The organism is Neisseria shayeganii, from assembly GCF_014054965.1.
GTDB classification, from domain to species: domain Bacteria; phylum Pseudomonadota; class Gammaproteobacteria; order Burkholderiales; family Neisseriaceae; genus Eikenella; species Eikenella shayeganii.
On sequence record NZ_CP059567.1, the window covers coordinates 544,268 to 566,888 of the forward strand.

A 22,621-nucleotide genomic window follows, 5' to 3' on the forward strand; every position below is an offset into this window, starting at 1 on the left:
TATTATACCGTATAGCAGTCTTTGCCAAGCAGGCGGCACGCCGCCTATGCGGTGTGCGCCGGCGCGGCAGGATGCCTACTTTGCCCTGAGGGGCGTTTATGATAAGGAGAACAACTCATGTATCAACACCTTGCGATCGCCGTGGACGGAAGCCGTACCTCTCAGAACGCTTTGGCCCATGCTTGCGGTTTGGCCAAAATGAACAATGCGGAGCTGACCTTGGTGCACGTGGCCAACCCTGCCGAATACATGGCCACCATGGCGCCGGAATTTCTGCAATACGAAGGCTACGAAGCCGTGGCCACCACTCAGGGCAATAAAATTTTGGAAGCGGCGGCCGAGCAGGCCAAAGCAGTGTTGGGCGCCGATGCCAAAGTTCACCAACATCTGCTGGTCATCAATAAAAACACCCGTGATATGGCCAAGAGCTTGGTGGACTATGCTGCCGAGCAAAAAGCCGATTTGCTGGTGTTGGGCACGCACGGCCGCAGCGGCTTGATGCACTTGCTGATGGGCAGTTTCGCCGAAACCGTGATGCGCGAAACCAGCCTGCCGCTGCTGATTATCCGCCGCGAATCCGACGATTGATTTTTGTTTGAATAAAATCAGGCTACCTGAAAGGGTTTTCAGGTAGCCTTTATCGTGAGCAGGAAAACATTATCCGGCTTAGCGCAGGTATTTGCGCATCAAATAATCTGAGCGTTCCAGTGTTTTCTGCAATACGGTGGCGATTTCGCTGTTTTCCGCGTTGCTGCCGTCTTTGTTCCAGAATGCGACATTGCCTTCAATCTGGTTGATTTGGGCCATTTTGCCGCCTTCCTCGTAGAAATACAGATTGTTGGTTTTGTCGTTTTGGGTGTGTGTGATGAAAATCGGTTTGCCGTTTTCGTAGAAGCCGGTCAGGCTCCATTTGCTGCTTTGCGGGTCGCCTTCAATGCTCAATACCAAGCGGCCTTGTTCGTCATAATAGCCGCCGCGCAGGCTTTTGCCATTTTGAATATCGACAAAATTTGTCACCCGCCCTTCCGGCGTGTACCAAATGGTGCGCCCTTCGGTAACCGCAACATCAAAGTTTTGTAAATCTTTGTCGTCAGGCACCACCACGGCATTGATTTGTTTGGTCTGGCTGTCTTGGTAGAAATCCTGCACCACGGCTTTCCCGTCGGCGTTGCGGCCCAGTAGCATGCGGTAGTAGCCGCCGCGCATCGGCTGTTGGGTCAGTTCGCCGTCGGCGTTGTAATAGGCAATGATTTTTTGCTCGCTTTGACGCAGCTGTTTGCCGGCATAATCGGCAGCGGCGCTTAAGGCTGCGGTATTGGCGGGCACATTGCCGTCGGGTGCAGTGGTGGCGCAAGCGCCCAGCACGACAGATAGCAAGGCGGCGGCCAGCAGTTTTTTTGTCATCAGTGTTCTCCTTATCAGTTGAGATTAGTTGTACGGGAGGACGTGTCATCCGGCAAGGGATGGCGGAAGGCTACCTGAAAGCGGGAAAATATGCCAGTAGATTGATTATTTGCTTAAGAATGGGTGGGGGTATGAAACTTGCAGGCGTGTGGCGGCCTGAAAATATGGCTTATCTGGCATCTTATTTGCTTGGAAATTTGACGCTCCCAAGTTTTCGCCAAACTCGGAATACGCTACAATATATTTATGATTTGAAATCAATCCGGTTTCTCGGAATCGGCGTTCTTGCTCAATCTTGGCACGCTAATCAATTACCTGAAATTATTGAGTGCTGAATGAAGCGGCTCAGCTAATGTTTTAATTTTAAATAGAGAAAACCAATACAAGCGGAGGTTTGCTATGCGGGTTAACAAAAAACAGACTTTTCCAGTTAAGCCAATTGTCGGCTTGCTGGCGGCCGTATTAATGCCAATAACAGCTTCAGCGCTGGTGATTGAGGAAGACTTTACCGGCGAAACCTTAAAAAATGACTGGTTAATGCCCTTACCAGGTGACGGCGTAATACATGCCCAGTACACGATCCAACAAAATGCGACAGTAGACAATTTTGCTTGTTTGACTGCAGGTGTAGGGACGATAAAACCCACGGGAACGGTAGCAGGAGATCCTCCTAGATGTAGAACAGGAAATGACCGGGCCGGAAATGGCGCATTGCGTTTGACACCTACTGAACGTTACCGTGTAGGCGGTATTGTGTCGAATTTTGAATTCGGAACCAATGATGGGGTTGACATTACCTTTACCACTTACACATGGGGTGGTACCGGGGCGGATGGTATGACCTTTTTCTTGGCGGATGCCGATAAGCCGCCCACTTTAGGTGCTAGTGGAGGTTCATTGGGTTATTCTTGCTCTAATGCCAACCCTGTTTTCAGTGGTGTAGATGGGGGTTATTTTGGCATCGGTATGGATGAATGGGGCAACTATGTCAATCGAGGTGATAATACCAACACGGGCTTCACTAACCCTGCCCGTCAGGATAATCTTACGCCCAATACCATCGGTATCCGTGGTGCCGGCTCTATCAATTATGGCTATATGTCAAATCCTGATCGTTTTCTGCAGGACGCTTATAACCGTATGCAATGGGGAATTGTGCCTAATGATGTTAAAAATAGATGGCGTGCCCGCTGGCATACGGCAACCCCAGCTGCTGCACTGAATGCTCAACAACGGCAAGAAATTGCTAATGCTATAAGAAGTATATGTAGGAACGGGGCATATACGATAAGCCGGGATTTTGTACCTGCAGGTCGCAACCCTGTTCGGTTAAGTGATGCTTATCCTGTTGATAATCCATCTAGATCTGAGTTGAAGTTGTATAACTATAAATATTTTCAACACTCTGTTCTGACTCAGCCAATGGCCACTAATGGTTCGCATATTCGAAGCAGAAGCCAGGCTAGACCGATTCAATACCGAATCAGAATTACCGAAGATGGCAAAGCCAGCGTTTGGTATAGCTATAACGCTGGTACATATCAGCCGGTTATGTTGGATTATGATGTAGTGGCTCAAAACGGTCCTTTACCTAGGGCATTCCGCTTTGGTTTTATGGGTGCTACCGGTGGTTCGCATAATAATCACGAGGTAACATGCTTTAAGGCTGCTCCTGCTAGCCAATCGGAGGGTGATGCTTCTATCAATTTGCCAGACGGAAAGTTGGTTAGCGATAGCCATCTCTTCTATTCTTCGTATAACCCGCTATATTGGACAGGACAGGTTTTGGCTTATCGTCTCCTATATAGTGCGTCTACTGATACTTATGCATTTGATACGAAGGCAACTTGGGATGCTGCTTGTAAATTGAATGGCGGTAATCAATTGCATAAAAGCAGTATTTGTGACTCCACTCAAAGTAGCGTATCCGCCCAAGATAGGCGCACACGTGTGTTTTGGACTTGGAATGGAAGCCAAGGTGTTAGCTTAGATTGGAATAATCTTTCTTCTACACAGCAAAACAGCTTAGAGATGCCGAGTGACGCCGCTGGAGTTGCACAACAGCGTTTGGAATATCTGAAAGGTGATATTAGCCAAGAACAGATCAGGGCTGGATTTGGTTTGTTTAGGGCGCGAAAAAGCCTTTTAGCTGATGTGATCAACTCTAGCCCGACTTGGGTAGGTGCGCCGTCAAATAGCAAGTATCAGCAAAGGTGGCAAGATTATCGCTATCCTGTTGCAGCTATGCCTGAAAATAGCGGGCAGAGCTACACCGCATTTAGTAATACTCATAAACAGCGTGGTCATGTAGTATACGCAGGTTCAAATGATGGATTCTTACATGGTTTCCGCGCCGGTAGTAATAAAGCCGACGGCAGTTTTGATTCGGCCAATAATGATGGTGCAGAAGTGTTGGCTTATATGCCTTCAGCAGTGCTGCAGCGAATCATTCATAAGACTAACGACAGCCTAAACTTCAGTCATCCTCAATATGCACATAACTTCTATAATGATGCAGCTCCGGCAGTTGGAGATGTATTTTATGGAGGGTCTTGGCATACGTGGTTGATGAGCGGTTTGGGAGCTGGTGGCAATGCTATTTATGCATTGGATGTTACGGATCCAGCAGAATTTACTAGCAGGAATACTAACGCAGGGGCTCGCGTTGTTGGCGAGTGGTCTTATGATTCAGCCAATCCTATTTGGAAAAATTTAGGTAACACATATGGTACCCCGGTCTTTGGCCGTTTCCATGATGGAAATTGGGGTGCGGTATTTGGTAATGGTTGGTGTTCGTCGGTTGATCAAGCAAATGGAAATTGTACGGCTAATGATGGACCTGCAGGTATTTATGTAATGTCCATTGATAATGCGACCGGTCAACCCTCATTTACGTTTATCAGTACTGGAGAGACGGGTACTTTAGATAATCCAAATGGTATTGCCTATGTGACACCAGTGGATTTAGATAGAGATAGAATATATGATTATGCTTATGCGGGTGATTTAAAAGGGAATGTCTGGAGATTCAATCTTAGCTCAGACAATCCCACAACATGGGCCAATAGCCAGCCTCAGAAAATTTTTACTACCCGCACCCAGCAACCGATTACCACTAAAATTGGCGTGGCTATAGATGCAAAGACTAATCGTGATCCTGTCTTGAGCTTCGGTACGGGACAGCGGAAAGAAGGCTACTTAGGAGCGGGTGTTACCTATGCTAATGCCGTGCAAAGTGTGTATGGATTAAGGGATCGCTCTGTTAAGAATTTTCCCAGTGGTGGTGGCAATACTACACCAGAAATTGTGCACACCAGGTTGTTAAAGCAGTCATTTGGTAATGATGATTCTCTGACTGATCATAAAATTGACTGGAATATTCATGATGGTTGGTACTTGGATTTGGGTTCTATTACGCAACCACCGCCTGATGGATCTATAGAATATGAACAAGCTATTTATAATATCCATATTGAAAAGGATAAGTATTTAATTTTAAATACTTATATTAATGGAAGTTCCCCCACGTTGTCTTGTAGTAGTACCAAATCTACAGGTTATACATATCCCTTAAAAGTTGATAGTGGTGGCGTTATTAAAGAATTTACCACTAACAATCCCAATTCAGCAGGATATAGATTAAAGCAAGATCTGAGTGGTGGAGCCGGTATTATCTATGGACCTAATAATCAGGCACTTCAAGTTGGTAAAACAACTGATGGCAGTCCTTTTGTTTCCAAAGTTTTCTTCCCTAATGAGCAGAATATAAGGCGCATTAGTTGGAGAGAAATTTTCTAAACTATAATTTGTAAAATTTATAATTGATTGAAAAATTCATTACCCGGTACTTTAATCTATAAGTTCCGGGTTTTTTATTAAGCTTAAGATCTTGAAGGAGAGCTCATACCCTGAGACCTTTGCAAAACCTCTATCTGCGGCGCAGTTCAATGCGTAGCAGAGCAGCGAGCGAAGACATATCATCTATGTAGGCAAACGAGCGAGCAGTGCACAACGCAGAAATGCGCCGCAGATAGAGGTTTTGCAAAGGTCTCACCCTGCGAATTCATCTGCAAACAGTGGGACGGCCAGCCTGAATGGTTCGGAATGAATCTGAACCAATTAATTACGAGACTAAACACATAGCACATAAACGCACAATGCAGAAATACTTCGCAAATGGGGCAGCGGTCTTAGATTGTTTGAAGGCTGATTGCACGCCCGGCAAATACCCTAAGGGGCTGCATCCACTTGATGAAAATTGTACGGCGCATCCGATCCGACGATCCAATCGCCTTTTCTGCGTAAGGGATGGAGGAAATAGGAGGCTAATCGGGATCAGTGTCGGTTAGCTTATGGACGGCAGCAGAGTCGTATTTGAAGTACCTGATTGGCTCTCTGCATGGTCTCTACCGATACAGCCAACGGTCAGCGGGTTAGCGGAACACCGAAAGGGCCGGTATGCGGGGAGTGTTTGGCATTAGAGCTGTTTCGATTTAATTAAGGGGCTTAGGAAGCAAAATTCATTTTAAGGGATTCTCGCGCAACATTCCCAACAGCACTTTATACAAATCGTCATGCCTGTGATTGAAGCGGAACTCAGTTTCTTTTAAATGCAGGTAAAACGTATGCTTCGGCACCCCGTTAAATGGTACCAAGCGATGCTTCGCGTAGCTCCAAAAAGATTCGATACCGTTGATATGCTGAGCGCCGCGAGCAAATTCATTATCACCATGACGCACTCTGAAGTGCTTCGCGAAGCCCATATCGACCAATCCCTGATAACCGCGCCATCCATCAGTATGAATGACGCTCTCAACAGAGATATGTCCTCTGATAACCTTTTGTAACGTTGCTTTTGAAGCATCGGAAACGATTTCGGTATAAACCTTGTCACCTCGTTTGAGTATGCCGAAAACAATCGTGTTACCGCCTGCACCTCGCCCGCGTTTGCCGCGGATACGTTTGGCACCGAAATAGGATTCGTCCAATTCCACTATGCCGCACAAAGGTGTCTGCCGCTCACATTCGTCAGCCAATCGTCGCCGTAGTTTCAGGTACAGGCTGTTGATGTTTCTGACACTGATCCCTGTCAGCTTGGCGGTGTCGGAAGCGGTCAGATCCAAGGAGAAAAGCCGCAGGATTTGCCGGAATTTGGGCTCGGTAATTTTGCTGAACTTTTGGTATTTGTTTTTTAATTTCATTTCAGAAGCTTATCACTGAATTTGGTGATTTTGCTTCCTAAGCCCCTTAAATAATACCCTGATTTATCAGGGTATTATTTTTATCCACTCTGGGTTTGGTACCTAAATGAGTACCTAGAGCATTTTTGATTGAGAATGTTACATAATAGGGTTTTCTACCAGTCGGAGCATGAGATGCGCGCCTATTCGCAAGACCTTCGAGACCGAGTGCTGTGGCAGCGCTGGAGCGCGGAGAGCGCCCCAGCGCCATTGCCCGTCGTTATGAAGTCAGCCGCATGTGGGTATATCGGGTGCGTGATCGCTTCGAAAAAGAAGGCGAGCGCAGCAGCAGGCAGCAAGGCGGCAAGCGCATCTCCCGACTGGCGCCAGTAGAGGGCATGATCCGCGACTGGATCAAGGCCGATCCCGATCTGACCTTGGTGCAAATGTGCGAGCGTTTGGGCGAGCATGGCATCAGCATCAAACCCTCGGCCTTGTGGCACCAGCTCAACAAATGGCGGCTGAGCTTCAAAAAAAACGCTGCACGCCAGCGAGCAGGAACGTGAAGACGTGCAGCAGGCACGGGCGAGCTGGATACAGCAGCAGGCCCGGCTCGATGCCAGGCGCCTGGTATTTCTGGACGAGACCTGGAGCAGCACCTGCATGACGCCGCTGCGCGGGCGCGCCCCGCGCGGTCAACGCTGCGTGGCCAGCGCCCCGCATGGGCACTGGAAGACCAGCACCTTCATTGCCGCCTTGCGCTGTGATGCACTGACGGCCCCCATGGTGACCGATGGCCCCATCAATGGCGCCGTGTTTCTGGCGTGGGTCAAAACCTTTCGGTGCCCGACACTTCGCCCTGGCGACATCGTCATTGCCGACAACCTCTCCAGCCACAAAGTGGCGGGCGTGCGAGAAGCCATCGAAGGCGTGGGCGCCAGCATTCGCTATCTGCCGCCGTACTCGCCGGATTTGAACCCCATCGAGAAGCTGTTTGCCAAGTTCAAGGCGCTGCTGCGCAGGGCGGGCGAGCGCACGGTGGGTGCGCTGTGGCAGCGCATGGGGCAGCTGGTTGATCTGTTCTCGGCTCAAGAGTGTGCCAATTACTTCAGATCGGCTGGGTAGTAATTAATTAGGGGCTTAGGAAGCAAAATCACCAAATTCAGTGATAAGCTTCTGAAATGAAATTAAAAAACAAATACCAAAAGTTCAGCAAAATTACCGAGCCCAAATTCCGGCAAATCCTGCGGCTTTTCTCCTTGGATCTGACCGCTTCCGACACCGCCAAACTGACAGGGATCAGTGTCAGAAACATCAACAGCCTGTACCTGAAACTACGGCGACGATTGGCTGACGAATGTGAGCGGCAGACACCTTTGTGCGGCATAGTGGAATTGGACGAATCCTATTTCGGTGCCAAACGTATCCGCGGCAAACGCGGGCAAGGTGCAGGCGGTAAAACGATTGTTTTCGGCATACTCAAACGAGATGACAAGGTTTATACCGAAATCGTTTCCGATGCTTCAAAAGCAACGTTACAAAAGGTTATCAGAGGACATATCTCTGTTGAGAGCGTCATTCATACTGATGGATGGCGCGGTTATCAGGGATTGGTCGATATGGGCTTCGCGAAGCACTTCAGAGTGCGTCATGGTGATAATGAATTTGCTCGCGGCGCTCAGCATATCAACGGTATCGAATCTTTTTGGAGCTACGCGAAGCATCGCTTGGTACCATTTAACGGGGTGCCGAAGCATACGTTTTACCTGCATTTAAAAGAAACTGAGTTCCGCTTCAATCACAGGCATGACGATTTGTATAAAGTGCTGTTGGGAATGTTGCGCGAGAATCTCTTAAAATGAATTTTGCTTCCTAAGCCCCTTAATAATATAGTGTCACATCTGATACCATATCAACATAAAGACATATAATGTAAAAAATTTTTAATTTTGAGAAGTGTACAATTCAGCATAAACTTTAATCATTAGTTCCCACAATCCTATTATTTTTCCTAGACATGATAATCAAGCAGCTATCTCCTATATAATCGACAGCAATTAACAGTTTTGGCGACGCGGGAAATCACTAAGAAACATTAACAGATCGGAGCGCCGTAAGATTTATCAGAATATGCCGAAAATATCTGCTCAATGGCATTAGAGGAGTATGCTTGGAAAGAGTAGTACAAAAGCAATCACACCACATCGCTATGTATCTAAGTTAAACTATTTCAATCTCAATGAATTTTCCCTATCAGCACTGATTCTTCCCCCTAAATTTAATTCATCGTCTCTTAAAGATTTGCTTTGCTTTATCGGCTATCACATTTTCATTTCCTTTCATAGGCTTTTCCGCCGGCGTCTATAAAATGTCTATAAAAAAGCAGTCAGATTATGATTGCTTCTACCAGCAGCAATGAAATGCCGATTAAAGATTTTGGCGTGGCCAATATTCCTGCTGCTTTAGGCATTGCCGCCCTCAAATTTTTCAGGCCGTTCGGTTGGTATTGGAAACGCTCAAACAACATCCGAATGCGGAAGTGTCTTTTACCGGCCATTCGCTGGGCGGCGGCTTGGCTACCTGAAAACCGTCATTGCTCCTCAATCCGTAAATTTATTTCAATTTTCGTAAAATTTCCTCACCAACATCCGGCCCTCACTCTCAAGTCAGACCAATCCCGCAAGCAGTCGCGATACGGAAACCGGCTTCCCTTAAGGCTTAGCCCTACTTCCCCTTCTATTGCACACATCTTTTTCCTTTTCCGTCAAATAATAAGCGGTAAATATTGAATAGGAATTCTATTCCATCATGCCGTCTTTTCAGGTAGCCTTCAGGTTACCTGAAAATGCAATTCACAATGGACACATCCAAGGAGCCATTATGTTGATATTTCGCCATTACGGACTCTGCCTGGCCACCACGCTGTGGCTGGCGGGCTGTTTTGAATTGGAGCCGCTCACCCACCAAAGCTGGAAAGAGGAGGTGGAGCTGAGCGACGGCACGGTGATTTTGGTGGAGCGGCGGCTGGTTGTGCAGGAAGGTGGCTTGCTGCCGGAAAGTATCGATAAGATTTTAAAAAATGAAGTGGAGGTGCTGGATGCCAAGGGTTTACCCCCTCCGCCCGTATGGTCGGACAAATGGAAACCGATGGTCTTGGATCGGGATGAACACGGCGTTTGGTTTATGGTGGTGATTCCCAGACATTGCTTCGACTGGAACAGCAGTTTCGCCTATCGCCAATACAAGGCCTATAACGGCGGTTGGCAACAAGTGGAATTCGATATGGGCTTAAATCTGCGCCGGCCGAATATCGAGTGGTATATCAAAAAAGAAATGCCGGAGATTCTGCGTTTGCGGGACAAACCGGAATGGGAGAAAGGAGGGGAGGCTGCTCCAGAATATCGAATCATTAATACTTCTTATCGCTCTGGATGTTAATCTCAATATCAACTAAAAACGGAGAAAACCCATGCTTACTGAAAAAGAATATGCTCAATTGGCCGCCCGTACTTATGACCGTACTGGGGCGAATAAAATCACTCTGCCCACCGATATAGAAGAAATCCACTGGCAAGACGATGATCCAAAAAGCGGCTTTTCCGCCGGTGTGTATCAAAAAGGCAATCAAATCGTGATTGCCTTTACCGGCAGCAATGAAACGCTGATTAAAGATTTTAGCGTGGCCAATATTCCGTCTGCTCTCGGTAGCAATAATGCCCAAATTATGCAGGCAGTGCACTTGGTATTGGAAACGCTCAAACAACATCCGAATGCGGAAGTCTCTTTTACCGGCCATTCATTGGGCGGCGGTTTGGCTACCTGAAAACCGTCATTGCCTCTCAATCCGTTAATTTATTCCAATTTTCGTAAAATTTCTTCACCAACATCCAGCCCTCACTCCCAAATCGGACCAATCCCGCAAGCAGTCGCGATACGGAAACCGGCTTCCCTTAAGGCTTAGCCCTGCCTCTCCTGACACCGCGCACATCTTTTTCTTTTTCCTTCAAATAATAAGCCGTAAATCTTGAGTAGTCAGCCTATTCCATCACGCTGGCTTTTCAGGTAGCCTTGGCTGCCTGCACCATCCGCAATCATCAGGAGAATACCCATGCGCAAACTTTACCGTTACAGCCTACTCCTCGCCGCCGCGCTGTGGCTGGCGGGCTGTTTTGAATTGGAGCCGATGACGCGGCTAAGCTGGAAAGAGGAAGTGGCGCTGAGCGACGGCACGGTGATTTTGGTGGAGCGGCGGCTGGCTGTGCGGGAAGGCGGCTTTCTGCCGGAGAGCGATGACAAGATTTTAAAAAACGAAGTGGAGGTGCTGGATGCCAAAGGCTTACCCCCGCCGCCCGTATGGTCGGACAAATGGAAACCGATGGTCTTGGATCGGGATGAGCACGGGGTTTGGTTTATGGTGGTGATTCCTAGGCATTGCTTCGACTGGAACAGCAGTTTTGCCTATCGCCAATACAAGGCTTATAACGGGGTTTGGCAACAAGTGGAATTCGATATGGGCTTGAATCTGCGTCGGCCGAATATTGAGTGGCGAATCAAAAAAGAAATGCCGGAAATTCTGCGCTTACGTGACAAACCGGAATGGGAGAAAGGGGGAGAGGCAGCTCCAGAATATCGAATCATTGATACTTCTTATCGCTCAGGATGTTAATCCAAAAATCAACTAAAACGGAGAAAAACCATGCTTACTGAGAAAGAATATGCCCAATTGGCCGCCCGCGTTTATGACCGTACTCGGGCAAATAAAATCACTATTCCTACCGACATAGAAGAAATCCGCTGGCAGGACGATGATCCGCTTACCGGCTTTTCCGCCGGCGTGTATCAAAAAGGCAATCAAATCGTGATTGCCTTTACCGGCAGCAATGAAACGCTGATTAAAGATTTTGGCGTAGCCAATATCCCTACGGCTTTAGGCATTGCCAGCCCTCAAATTTTTCAGGCCGTTCGGTTGGTATTGGAAACGCTCAAACAACATCCGAATGCGGAAGTCTCTTTTACCGGCCATTCTTTGGGCGGCGGTTTGGCTTCCCTGATGTCGATATTTTTTGACAAGCGGGCAGTGGTGTTTGATCCGGCACCGTTTAAAGCTGCCGCATTTAGCCGTGGCGTTTTATCGCGCATTCATGAACTGATGCAAAAGGAAAAATATGAGAATGCCGCACTATATGACTATATCTACCCCACAGTATCTACTTCCGATCTACCTCCTTCAGATAACAAAGAAATCCAGAAGCTGTTTTCCAACCGCAGAAGAAATGTGAGCAGTTGGCATGTTGGCGGCGAATTTTTAGAACCGCTACGCGACAATGCCCAACGCATAGGAGATGAATTCTATCCATTTGATATAAAACATGACTTTGGTGCGATTATCGGCGAAGGGCAAGAGCACAGGCTGGCTTCAGGCCATGATTTTCCAAGTACACTGGGCATTGAGGCTCTGCTCTTTTGGTTTGGAGGCGGATCTTTAGGCCACCCCGATGCCCCCAGCTTTGAAGAAGCAAAGAAATTACATTCTATTACGCTGCTGCAAGCCGTGCTGAACAGCGAGGCTTTGCGCCAAAGTCTGGCGGCCAACCCCGAGTTTTTCAAACTGCTGTTTGATGCGGAGCTATATGCCGAGCCCGATGCGGAATATTCAGAGAATCAAGATATTTTAACGCGTCTAGTGAAACAGCATATCGGCGGCCTGGACAAACAATTTGGCAATGATGCTAATGAACAGCTTATTAACGGCTATCCGGTATTGGATGTATTGGGTGCGGAACTGGCGCGTTTGTTAGAAGTACAGCCCACCGCTACACCCATTCGGCAAATGGTGGCAGTGCAATTACTGGAATGGTTTTACTACCAAAGCGAAGACTACCGCTATTCAGGCAAGCCGTTTTTCCAACAGGCGGCCGATGGCCTGCTGCGCTATATCCATGCGGCGGGCGAGGACTACGGCGGCGGCATCAATACCCGTGCCAACGGCACCACGGTTTCCAGCAACCGCTCGCATCAATACACCCTGCCCTGGCTGGCCGAAGTATTGGCGGCGCACGGCATCGAGCGGCCGGCTTCTTCGCTGGCCGACAAGCAGCAATGGAGTTTGGCTGCCGGGCAACAAGGCGTAAACGCAGATGCTGCCGGCAGCGCGCTCAGTCAGTTGATGGCCGGCGGCGCGGGCAACGATGTCTTTACCGGCGGCAGCGGCGACGATGTTTTGTTGGGCGGCGCAGGCAACGATACGCTGGACGGCGGCACGGGCTACAATATTTTGGCCGGCGGCCAAGGCCATGATGTGTACCGCATTGCCAACGGCAGCCATAATCTGATTGCGGATGCCGATAACGCTGGGCATTTGGAATGGAAGGGGCTGCGTTTGAGCGGCGGCCGGCGCTTGCTTAACGGCAATACTTGGTATGACGAGGCCAATTATATTGCCTACAGCCTATTGGACAACAATACCTTAATCATCAGCCACCATTCTCCCACCTCGGCGTTTACGGTGCGTATACAAAACTGGCAGCCGGGCATGTTGGGGCTGGAGATGGGCAATCAGTCTGCCGCCTCCACGCTGCGCGCTTATGTGGGCGATTTCCGCGCCAAGCTGATCGGCACTGAAATTGATCTGCATGTGAAACTGGGCGAGCCGGGCTACAACACTTATAAATGGTCGGCCACCCAACGTCTGCCAGACGGCCGCCTAAACAACGGCATTTATGAAAAAGACGGCTTTGACGATATTATTTTCGGCTCCCGATTAGGCGACCATATCGAAGGCCGCCTCGGCCACGATGCGCTGGACGGCGGAAAAGGCAATGATGTGATTGAAGGCGGTGCGGGCAATGATTTCTTGGTAGGCGGCGGCGGAGCCGACACCTTGCGCGGTGGTGACGGCATGGACTTTATTATGGCCAACTCTAGCCTGAATTTTGGTTTGCGCACTTCACCGAACGACCGGTGGCAGATGCCCTCTGACGGTGAGAAAGTGATTTTTGCCGGCAGTAAATGGGGGGTGTACCGCCGGAAGGGGGAGCATACCGTGGTGTATTCCGGTGCCAGTCAATTTACGCAGGATTCGGCGGAAACCGGCGGCGACCGGATCAGCGGCGGAAACGGAGACGACTATATCTACGGCAGCAATCAAAACGATGTGATTGAGGGTGACGGTGCGGAATACGATGCCGCTGCCAACCGTATTGTTTACTTTTCCGGCAATGATTTTATCCGCGCCATGAACGGCAGCGATACGGTTTACGGCGGCGCCGGCGATGACCTCTTGTTCGGCGACGGCATACTCCAAACCGACACTTTGGACTACGTGCCGGCACAAGAACACGGGATCGATGTTTTGGACGGCGGCGAAGGAAACGACCTTCTGGTGGGGGACGGCCATGACGATACGCTCTATGGCGGCGGAGGAAACGATACCCTCTACGGCGACCAAGCAGACTATGACCAGCGTTTTGCCGCGGGAGCGGCTTACTTGGATGTCCGTTACCACGGGCGGGATACGCTTTACGGCGGTGGCGGCAATGATCAATTAGTCGGTGGCGGCAACCACGATTATCTGGACGGCGGCGAGGGCAACGACAGGTTGTGGGGCGACGACGCAGACCGCATGCGTAACAAAGAGCTCAACGGCAACGACTATCTCTATGGTCGGGCAGGCGAGGATAGCTTGGAAGGGGGATACGGTAACGACTGGTTATACGGAGGAACGGACAACGATTATCTTCTTGGCGGCGGTGGTGGTGACTTCTTATACGGCGAAGAAGGAGACGACCAATTATGGGGCGATGACGGAGACCTCACGTCGCTGGCTGATCACGGTGCCGATTATTTGGATGGCGGTAATGGCGATGACGCACTTATCGGCGGCAGCGGCGGAGACACTTTACTTGGCGGGGACGGCCATGACCGCCTATGGGGAGACGACTTCAAATCAGAAGCCGAGCGTAATCCCCAAATCTCCGGCCGCGATCAATTGGATGGCGGCAAGGGTGATGATTACTTAGACGGTGGTGAAGATGAGGATATCTTAAGAGGCGGCGAAGGGGATGACAGTTTATTCGGCGGTGCCGGCAAGGACTTGCTATACGGCGATGAAGGCAACGACGCCTTGATAGGCGACTATCAGACACACAGCGCCGGCACACTCAACAATGACCAAGACCACGGCGACACCCTCTACGGCGGCGCAGGCGCAGATCAATTGGTGGGCGCTTGGGGCGACGACCACCTCTATGGCGGCGATGGCAACGATAAGCTGTGGGGTGACTTGGGCGTTCGTCCAGATCAAGCGGCCGACTATATGGCCGGCAACGATTTTCTCGACGGCGGAGCCGGTAACGATTTTCTTGATGGCGGCTACGGCAACGACACTTTATGGGGCGGCAGCGGACACGATGAATTGTACGGCAATGCCGGTGATGATTTTATACTCGGCGGCGACGACAATGACCATCTGATAGGCGGCACCGGCACCGATTATCTGAACGGGCAGGCAGGCGACGACGTTTATTTTGTCGACAACGGCGACGGCAAAACCACGGTGGACGACACGGAAGGCACGTCCACGATTGTGCTGGACGCTTTGGCCGACTGGTCGTTTGATTTCGACCGCAACGGTTTGGTGATGCGCAACGGTATTGAAGGCGATGCCCTGCATATTTCGGGCTACCACCTCGACCATCAAGCCGCCACCGTAAATTGGCAGCCGCTGTTTTTGGCGGATCGCAGCAGCAACGAACAAATTGATCTGCGGATTCTGTTTACCGAAAAGGGCAGCAGACGCATCGGCGGTAACGGAAACGACGATTTGCACGGCTATTTTACCGACGATCATCTGACGGGCGGTGCCGGCAACGACATTCTCAACGGTAGAGCCGGCAACGATGTGTTGGTCGGCGGTGCCGGTGCCGACACCTATGTATTTAGCGGCGAATGGGGGCAGGATACCGTTTATGCCGAACAAGCCGAAGACCATATGTATTTCCGCGACACGCTGTTGTCGGAAATCCGCTTTATCCGGGACGGCCAAGATTTGCTGTTGGTAAAAGCAAGTAGCAACAGCAGCGTGCGAATTGTCAAGCAATTTGCCGACAATACGGATTGGCAAGCACAAGGCGTGGTGAACTGGGAGTTTGCCGACGGCACCATCATCAAACCGGCCGATGTGGTGCAACTGGCTTTGAACGGTTCGGCCAACGGCGAACGCATTGTCGGCACTGACGGTGACGAAGACCTCAATGGCTACGGCGGCCACGACACCATTTTCGGCATGGGCGGCAACGACGTCATCAACGGCGGAGAAGGCAACGACGTACTCAACGGCGGGGCCGGTGCCGACACTTATGTCTTCTCCGGCCGCTGGGGGCAAGACACGATTCAAGCCGAGGGCGGCGAAGACCATATCTACTTCAAAGACACCAAGCTGGCCGAGGTCGGTTTCAAACGCGAAGGCAAAGACCTGTGGATCCGCAAACACGACAGCAGCGACAGCATTCTGATTCAGAATCAGTTTGCCGATGGACAAAGCCAAACCGCGCAGGCGGTGGTGAATTGGGAGTTTGCCGACGGCCAAATTCTCAAACCCGACCAAGTGCAGGCCCTGCTGGCCGACAGCGCAAGCGGCTTGGTGCATGCCATGGCCGCCTTCGGCGCCGGCAGCGGCGGCGCGGCCGCCCCCTTGGCCGCCACGCAAAACCAGCCCCTGCTGGCGGCTGCGCCGTTGGCTTGAGGCAAGCATCCGGCTTTTAAAGATAAAGGGCTACCTGAGAACTTTTCAGGTAGCCCTTTGTCGTTCAAATAAGCAATCGCTTACCTGGATACAAGCAAGCGCAAAAGCTACCTGAAAGCCCCCATGACGCAGAGCGCCGCTGAGGCATTTGTAGAGGCGACCTGAAAGCCGTTTAGAACGGTAGCAGACTGCTTTCAGGTAGCCTTGTGGCTGCCGGTAACCACCGTTTCCGCTTCCATCTTCAGCCTAAGCAGCCGCTTGATTTGATGATTACCGTGCCCGGCTGCTGCTCTGATCAGACGGATCAGACGGACGGGCCGGCCCGTACAGGCGTTGGCGCAGTACCGCCCAGCCGGTTTCGTCGGTTAGCGTACCGCTGTGCGCCAGCAACTGCAAATACGCCATGATTTGTCCGTAGCGGGCTTCTGCCAATTGCTGCCGCGCCTCAGCTTCGGCCTGAACCGCCTGCAATTCGTCCAGATTGCTGCGCACGCCCACCTGACGGCCCAGGCGGACGGATTCGAGTTTGCTTCGGTTACTCTCCCACAGCCGCTGATGGGCGAGAATGCGGTAACGGGCATCATGGGTTTGCCGGTACGCCTGATGTACGGCCAGGCGCACCCGCCGCTCGGCCGCTGTCAGCAGTTCCCGCTGCTGAAGTTCGCGGGCGGCGGCTTCGCGCACCCGGCTGGCGGTTTGCCCGCCGCTGTAGAGCGGGATATTCAGTTGCACGGATACGCTGCCGCCCCTGCTGCGGTAATGCCGGTCGAATCCGCCGTAGTCTTGGGTGTTGCGGTGATCCTGATAAGCGCCGTTGAGGCTCAGTTTGGGGCTGTGTCCGCCACGCGCCGCCGCCACAGCCTGCCGTGCCTGTTCCAGCGCCAATTGTTGCAACTGCCGTTCCGGATTGTGCTGTCGGGCCAGAGTTTGCCAATCGCTTTCCGAACGGCCGGCCAGCCAGTCCGCCGGCGGGCCGGCTGGCGGCAAGGCCTGCGGCAAGGTCTCGGTCAAGCCGGTCAGGTCGGCCAATCGGTGCCGCGCCAGCTGCAAACGGCTGACGGTATCGATTTCCTTGGCCAAGGCCGCATCGTGGCCGGCCTGCGCTTCGTGCACATCCACAATGGTGGCCGCTCCCTTGTCGAACAGCGCCCTTGCTTGCTGGCGTTGGCGGGTATAGGCCGCTTTCTCCTCCCGGATGGCCGCTAGGCTATCCTGCTGTTGCAGCACCGCCAAATAGGCCTGCGCCACTTCCAACAGCAAACGGCTTTCCGCCTCTTTCACCCGCCAAGCGGCCGCCTCCGCCGCCAAACGGCCTTGGCGGTATTGCGCCGTCAGCGCCGGATCAAACAGCACTTGCGACACCTGCACCTGCCAGCCGCGGCTGCTGCTGTCGGCGGCAGACGAAGCAGGCTGATGGCGGTAATGCGCCGTGGCCGACGCCTGGGGCAGCAAGGGCGCCAATGCCTGCCGCTTTTGCTCCGCCTCCGCCTCACCCGCATAACGGGCGGCCGCATAATCGGCGGAATGGGTTTTGGCGGCGGCAAACGCTTCCAGCAAATCGAAAGCGGCACCCTCGGCCGCCCACAAACCCAAACACAGCCCCAGCCACACACCCGGCCGGGGGAATCGAAGCACACGCCCCATATGTCAACACCGCCTAAAATAATCGAACCGTCTTATGCCGTCACACCGTCCGGCCCCAATACCATGAACAGGTACAAGAAACAGGCTACCTGAAAACCGCCGGCAACCGCTTTCAGGTAGCCTGCCGGCTACCGTCCTATTAGGCCCAGCCCTAACGCTCTTTCAAACTTTCGTCCACCTTGGTTTGCAAGGGACTGAGCAGATAATCGATCACCCGCCGCCGTCCGGTTTTGATTTCCGCCGTGATGTTCATGCCGCCGGTCAGCTTGACCGGCCGGCCGTCCACCACCAATTGATGCTCATCCAGCGTGATGCGGGCGGGAAACACCAAACCCAGCTGCTCATGCGCCACCGCATCCAAACCCACGCTCGCCACCTTGCCGGTGAGATAGCCGTAGCGGGTATAAGGAAACGATTCGATCTTCACCACCACGTCTTGCCCGCTGCGCACAAAGCCGATGTCTTTGTTCGGCACCATCACCTCCACCTCCATCCGCTCCTCGTCCGGCACCACCACCATAATCGGTTGGGCCGCCGTTACTACCCCGCCCACCGTATGCGCGGCCAGCTGCTGCACCGTGCCGTCCACCGGCGCGGTCAAGGTCATCAAACGGCGGCGTTGCCCCGCCCGTTCCGCCTGTCCCGCCAACTGCTCGGCCTGCTCCTCCGCCTGCCGCAAAGCATCGCGCGTATCGCGCTCCAGCGTTTGCGTATTCAACTGCCGGCTTTGCGCCACCTGGCGCATCTGCTCCCGAATCTGCTGCAAACGGTTGCGCTCGCTGGCCAAATCGTGGCGGCTCTGAATCCACTTGCCCTCCTGCTCGTAATAAGCGTGTTGCGAAATAAAATTCTTTGCCAGCAACTCCTTAAAATCCGCCGTGCGCCGCGCCTCAATCGCCGTCATCTGCGCCAGCTTGTCCGCCTGCGCCTGTACCGCGCGCGCCTCCGCTTCCCGAGCGCGTAATTCTGTCTGCAACTGCGCATCCTGCGTGTACCATGCCTGATACTGATTAGCCGCCAACACCTCTGCCGCCGTCACCGCCTCGTCGCCTAATTGCCATTGCGCCGCCTGCTGCCGGTCCAAACGCGGCGGCTGGCCCGAGGCTACCGCCGCCAACACCGCCTGCAAACGCAGCGTATTCAAACGCGCCGCCTGCAAAGCCTGCTGCGACTGCACCGCATCCGACTCCGAGCCGACCCCCTCCAATTCCGCCAACACCTGCCCCGCCTGCACATGCTCCCCGTCGGCCACCGCAATCTTGCGTACCAGCGCCGTTTCCAAAGACTGAATCGTCTTACTGCGCCCGTCCGGCGCCGTTTTGCCCTGCGCCACCGCCACAATGTCCATTTTGCCGATTAAGGCCCAAGCCAACGCCAAAAGCGCAAACAACATAATAAAACGCGCCGCCCATTTCGGTGCGGCGGACAACGGCGTTTCGGTCAATTCCAAATGGGCGGGCAAAAAAGCCAACTCGTCTTCACTACGTTTGGGCGGATCCAATTGGAAACGCAGCGGCCAAACACTGCGCCAAACGGCGGCATAACGACGCCACAAATCGCGGAAAGCCTGCAAACGGAAAGACATACGCACACCAAGCAAAATCAGAGAGAGATAAAAGAAAAACCGTTACCTGTTCAAACAGATAGGTTGCCAACAACAAGTGCGGCGGATAGTAGCGCAAGCCACTTTGGGTGTAAAGAGTCTAGAGCGCAATCAAGCCGCAACACCGCAGCAGTAACGGCAGCCGCAGCCGGTCAAATTGGCATGGACGACGGCACGCTTTCAGGTAGCCCAAGCAGGCCAAGATGGGATTTAAGATGAATAAATTCATACATATAAAAAGAATGAACAGATGAGTGCTTTCAGTTTATTTGGTCTGTGCAAGCAAAAAGCCGTTCAGCTACGTTTCCCTCAAACGGCTTACATAAAGCCGCAAAGCAGATGTTGCCAACCGTGACTTCTCTTCCCTGCGAGTTTGGCGCGATCTCGATCAGGACGGCAACACGGCGCAGATGGGCGATTTGGATTTAGCCGCCGATCCCCTCTCCAGTCGCCACAGCGAAGCGATTGAGTTAACCGACAAGCAGCGGCAGGCACCGAATTTGCAAGGCATGGGGCGGCGGACAGCCAATGACTGTTGCTGGGGCAGCGGGGGCAGAATTCAGGTAGCCTAAGCAGAGAGAATTAGAATTTATTTTTAATAAATTCAAACATATAATGACAATATAATAAATAGTGCTTTAAACTTATTTTGGCTTTACGGCAAGGGAGATTTGGGATACATTGCACGCCATCAGCGGTCTGTCGTATTTTTAGCCTCCTGTCGGATACAAGTATTCAATCTAACTTGATCAAGAAATTAAAACGAAAATTAGTTAAAAATCAAAACAAAAATATGGAAAAATATACCAAGATACAATCATTAATGGATAAATTAAGTATTTTAATTACTATAATTCTATTATTTTTTATAGTTAATAAAATGGCTTACACCAATCAACTTCCATGGTCTTTTTATATTTCCAAAAAGATTGGCTTCTTTTATTGGATAGGATGGGGTTATTTCTTAATATCATCTCTTACTATTAAATATATTTATGAAGTAAAATTAAAGAAATCACCAGATAGCAATTTCTTTTTAAGAAGGTATTTAACTTATCGCAATATATCAATTTTATTTGCGTTTTTTTTAATTATTTCTATTATTTAGGAGATTTAAGGATATGGGTGTTGGAAAAACAATCGAAAGAGGTGTCGCAATTATCACAACTACAGATGCTGCAGCATCTATGGCAAACAACCCTAGTAATATCAACATTCTGAGCAATACAGGACAAATAGTTGCGACAGCTGCCACATTTAACCCTATTACAACATTAGCATTAGCTCCTGCATCAATGGTATTAACTATAGGTAAAATATTAACTGATGCAAAAAATGGAGAACAAATTAGCCCTGGAGATATTTTGTCTGTTACAGGAAATGCCGTCGCAATTATTGGTGCTGTTGGTGCATTTACTGTAGGAGCCCCAGTGGCAATACCTGGACTAATAATTAGTGCTGGTTTAGGAATACTAGGAGTGGGAATAAATCAGGGATGGTTTAATGAGCCGGCTGACTATAATAATCTCCACCGCTCCGGCCAAATCCGTACCTACGACCCACTCGCCCTCGACGGCCTCGAAACCGTCGGCACTCAGCGCTTTTCAGGTAGCCTGTTCGACCACAACCGCGACGGCATCCGCACCGCCACCGGCTGGGTGGCCGCCGATGACGGCTTTTTGGTGTATGACCGCAACGGCAACGGCATGATTGACAATGGCGGCGAACTGTTCGGCGACAACACCCTATTGGCCGACGGCAGCCGCGCCGCACACGGTTATGCCGCTTTGGCGGAGTTGGATACCGACGGCAACGGCAAAATAGATGCTGCCGACCAGGCTTTCTCTTCCCTGCGCGTTTGGCGCGATCTCAATCAGGACGGCATCAGTCAAAGCGGCGAATTGTTTGCCCTGGCCGATGTCGGCGTTCAGGCGCTCAATCTGGCGCATACCACACCCAATACCAATTTAGGCAACGGCAACTTCCTCGCCCAATCCGGCAGCTATACCAAAACCGACGGCAGCACCGCGCAAATGGGCGATTTGGATTTGGCCGCTGACCATTTGTTTAGCCGCCACAGCGAAGTGGTGGAGTTGACCGACGAGCAGCGGCAGGCACCGAATCTGCAAGGCATGGGGCGGCTTCGCGATTTACGCGAGGCCGCCGCGCTTTCAGGTAGCCTGTCTGCCGTATTGGCGGCTTATGTCGAGGTGGTAAATGATGCTATATGGGAATGGGGTTTTAAGGTAGCCTAAATAGCTGCTTTTTATGCCCAATCATACGGATATATTAACGATATGCAATAAATGAAAGCGGGGGTATCGTGAAAATAAAATTAAAACTTCTTTATTTATGGATGTGTAGCGTTTTTTTATTAAATGCCTGTTTTCAAGGAGAAACCGAAATGAAACAAAAGCAAGAAGTGGATGTACCGGTAAGCGGGTATGAACATACCGTCCGTTTTGATGTGGCAGGAGTACATTTAGATGTGCCTTATGGTTATTTATATGAATATTCAAATAAAGTAAAACAAATGTGGTTGCAAAATAATGACAATCGTCATGAAATAGAGCCTTTACGCTTAATGGTGGCTGAAATGGAAACTTTATCGCCCTATAACCAAAAAACACAGCATCATTTTAAAAATCATGATAACGGAACAGGATCGGATGCCGTTAGCATGTTAATTTATAGTGGAGAGAAATGTAAAAATCTAAATAGTCTTGAACGTATGAAGGAATCGCTTAATCATGGCTATACTTATATGTCGGGACTACCTAGCGGCTATATTGGTTTTGAAAATAATTCTAATCCTACAAGGAGCAAAGACATTTATTTTGAAGATGAAAACGAGAAAACAATTTTAGGAATTAGAAAAGAAGATCATAATGGTAAGTTTGTTGTGCAAGCATTTTCTTGTCGTAATAACTTATATGTGCATTACTACTTAGATTATGAACCTGGAAATGAATTTCCCATTAATGATGCCATTCAATTTAACCAACGTTTGAACCAATTAATTGAAAGTATGATTGTTAATTAGTACAA

The 22,621-nt window shown here is 50.7% G+C and carries 15 protein-coding genes and 2 pseudogenes; 13 read left to right on the forward strand and 4 right to left on the reverse strand.

Annotation, left to right across the window (positions count from 1 at the left end):
* Positions 1-117: 117 nt before the first annotated feature.
* Positions 118-588, forward strand: coding sequence for a universal stress protein (locus H3L94_RS02600; RefSeq protein ID WP_009118730.1), 471 nt, complete (start codon positions 118-120; stop codon positions 586-588).
* 78 nt (positions 589-666) lie between these two features.
* Here H3L94_RS02600 and H3L94_RS02605 read toward each other — a convergent pair whose 3' ends face one another.
* Complete coding sequence (locus H3L94_RS02605; protein WP_182122547.1) at positions 667-1,404, reverse strand: hypothetical protein; 738 nt, start codon at positions 1,402-1,404, stop codon at positions 667-669.
* Here H3L94_RS02605 and H3L94_RS02610 point away from each other — a divergent pair.
* Positions 1,398-1,739, forward strand: a complete 342-nt coding sequence (locus H3L94_RS02610) for a hypothetical protein (protein WP_182122548.1) — start codon at positions 1,398-1,400, stop codon at positions 1,737-1,739. The two genes, H3L94_RS02605 and H3L94_RS02610, sit on opposite strands and share 7 nt — an antisense overlap.
* A gap of 64 nt (positions 1,740-1,803) precedes the next feature.
* Positions 1,804-5,202 (forward strand): PilC/PilY family type IV pilus protein, encoded by a 3,399-nt coding sequence (locus H3L94_RS02615; protein WP_182122549.1) that lies wholly within the window; start codon positions 1,804-1,806, stop codon positions 5,200-5,202.
* 722 nt (positions 5,203-5,924) lie between these two features.
* On the opposite strand, the gene H3L94_RS02620 is transcribed toward H3L94_RS02615, so the two are convergent.
* Complete coding sequence (locus tag H3L94_RS02620) at positions 5,925-6,605, reverse strand: IS1595 family transposase (RefSeq protein ID WP_182122550.1); 681 nt, start codon at positions 6,603-6,605, stop codon at positions 5,925-5,927.
* Between the two features lie 174 nt (positions 6,606-6,779).
* Between H3L94_RS02620 and H3L94_RS02625 the strand changes: the two are divergent.
* From H3L94_RS02625 to H3L94_RS02655, 7 genes and pseudogenes are all read left to right on the forward strand, one after another.
* Positions 6,780-7,709, forward strand: a pseudogene (locus tag H3L94_RS02625) (IS630 family transposase).
* 56 nt (positions 7,710-7,765) lie between these two features.
* Positions 7,766-8,446: an IS1595 family transposase gene (locus tag H3L94_RS02630; protein ID WP_182122551.1), complete on the forward strand. Its 681-nt coding sequence runs from the start codon at positions 7,766-7,768 to the stop codon at positions 8,444-8,446.
* A 531-nt stretch (positions 8,447-8,977) separates the two neighbouring features.
* Positions 8,978-9,373, forward strand: a complete 396-nt coding sequence (locus H3L94_RS12300) for a hypothetical protein (RefSeq protein WP_244958814.1) — start codon at positions 8,978-8,980, stop codon at positions 9,371-9,373.
* A 91-nt stretch (positions 9,374-9,464) separates the two neighbouring features.
* Entirely contained in the window at positions 9,465-10,022 is a 558-nt protein-coding gene (locus H3L94_RS02640) for a hypothetical protein (protein ID WP_182122552.1), read from the forward strand.
* Positions 10,023-10,053: 31 nt separating this feature from the next.
* The gene (locus tag H3L94_RS02645) at positions 10,054-10,407 is read left to right on the forward strand and encodes a Tle-like phospholipase domain-containing protein (protein WP_182122553.1); all 354 of its coding nucleotides are present in this window, start codon (positions 10,054-10,056) and stop codon (positions 10,405-10,407) included.
* A gap of 285 nt (positions 10,408-10,692) precedes the next feature.
* Positions 10,693-11,250 (forward strand): hypothetical protein, encoded by a 558-nt coding sequence (locus H3L94_RS02650; RefSeq protein ID WP_182122554.1) that lies wholly within the window; start codon positions 10,693-10,695, stop codon positions 11,248-11,250.
* A 30-nt stretch (positions 11,251-11,280) separates the two neighbouring features.
* The gene (locus tag H3L94_RS02655) at positions 11,281-16,326 is read left to right on the forward strand and encodes a Tle-like phospholipase domain-containing protein (protein WP_182122555.1); all 5,046 of its coding nucleotides are present in this window, start codon (positions 11,281-11,283) and stop codon (positions 16,324-16,326) included.
* A gap of 270 nt (positions 16,327-16,596) precedes the next feature.
* Here H3L94_RS02655 and H3L94_RS02660 read toward each other — a convergent pair whose 3' ends face one another.
* Both H3L94_RS02660 and H3L94_RS02665 read right to left on the reverse strand, forming a co-directional pair.
* Complete coding sequence (locus H3L94_RS02660; RefSeq protein WP_182122556.1) at positions 16,597-17,970, reverse strand: TolC family outer membrane protein; 1,374 nt, start codon at positions 17,968-17,970, stop codon at positions 16,597-16,599.
* Between the two features lie 151 nt (positions 17,971-18,121).
* Positions 18,122-19,555, reverse strand: a complete 1,434-nt coding sequence (locus H3L94_RS02665; RefSeq protein WP_182122557.1) for an HlyD family type I secretion periplasmic adaptor subunit — start codon at positions 19,553-19,555, stop codon at positions 18,122-18,124.
* Positions 19,556-19,983: 428 nt separating this feature from the next.
* Between H3L94_RS02665 and H3L94_RS02670 the strand changes: the two genes are divergently transcribed.
* The 3 genes and pseudogenes from H3L94_RS02670 (at position 19,984) to H3L94_RS02680 (ending at position 22,616) form a co-directional block, all read left to right on the forward strand.
* Positions 19,984-20,145, forward strand: a complete 162-nt coding sequence (locus H3L94_RS02670; protein ID WP_182122558.1) for a hypothetical protein — start codon at positions 19,984-19,986, stop codon at positions 20,143-20,145.
* A 735-nt stretch (positions 20,146-20,880) separates the two neighbouring features.
* Positions 20,881-21,777: pseudogene (locus tag H3L94_RS02675) on the forward strand (EF-hand domain-containing protein); the annotation flags it as partial.
* Positions 21,778-21,896: 119 nt separating this feature from the next.
* A complete protein-coding gene (locus H3L94_RS02680; RefSeq protein WP_182122559.1) occupies positions 21,897-22,616 on the forward strand; it encodes an RTX iron-regulated FrpC family protein in 720 nt (239 codons plus the stop codon).
* Positions 22,617-22,621: the final 5 nt, after the last annotated feature.

Coding starts and splice junctions, on each gene's coding strand:
- H3L94_RS02650 (WP_182122554.1), top strand. CDS start 10,693: ATGCGCAAACTTTACCGTTACAGCCTACTCCTCGCCGCCGCGCTGTGG.
- H3L94_RS02645 (WP_182122553.1), top strand. CDS start 10,054: ATGCTTACTGAAAAAGAATATGCTCAATTGGCCGCCCGTACTTATGAC.
- H3L94_RS02660 (WP_182122556.1), bottom strand. CDS start 17,970: ATGGGGCGTGTGCTTCGATTCCCCCGGCCGGGTGTGTGGCTGGGGCTG.
- H3L94_RS02665 (WP_182122557.1), bottom strand. CDS start 19,555: ATGTCTTTCCGTTTGCAGGCTTTCCGCGATTTGTGGCGTCGTTATGCC.
- H3L94_RS02670 (WP_182122558.1), top strand. CDS start 19,984: ATGGGCGATTTGGATTTAGCCGCCGATCCCCTCTCCAGTCGCCACAGC.
- H3L94_RS12300 (WP_244958814.1), top strand. CDS start 8,978: ATGATTGCTTCTACCAGCAGCAATGAAATGCCGATTAAAGATTTTGGC.
- H3L94_RS02655 (WP_182122555.1), top strand. CDS start 11,281: ATGCTTACTGAGAAAGAATATGCCCAATTGGCCGCCCGCGTTTATGAC.
- H3L94_RS02600 (WP_009118730.1), top strand. CDS start 118: ATGTATCAACACCTTGCGATCGCCGTGGACGGAAGCCGTACCTCTCAG.
- H3L94_RS02620 (WP_182122550.1), bottom strand. CDS start 6,605: ATGAAATTAAAAAACAAATACCAAAAGTTCAGCAAAATTACCGAGCCC.
- H3L94_RS02605 (WP_182122547.1), bottom strand. CDS start 1,404: ATGACAAAAAAACTGCTGGCCGCCGCCTTGCTATCTGTCGTGCTGGGC.
- H3L94_RS02615 (WP_182122549.1), top strand. CDS start 1,804: ATGCGGGTTAACAAAAAACAGACTTTTCCAGTTAAGCCAATTGTCGGC.
- H3L94_RS02630 (WP_182122551.1), top strand. CDS start 7,766: ATGAAATTAAAAAACAAATACCAAAAGTTCAGCAAAATTACCGAGCCC.
- H3L94_RS02640 (WP_182122552.1), top strand. CDS start 9,465: ATGTTGATATTTCGCCATTACGGACTCTGCCTGGCCACCACGCTGTGG.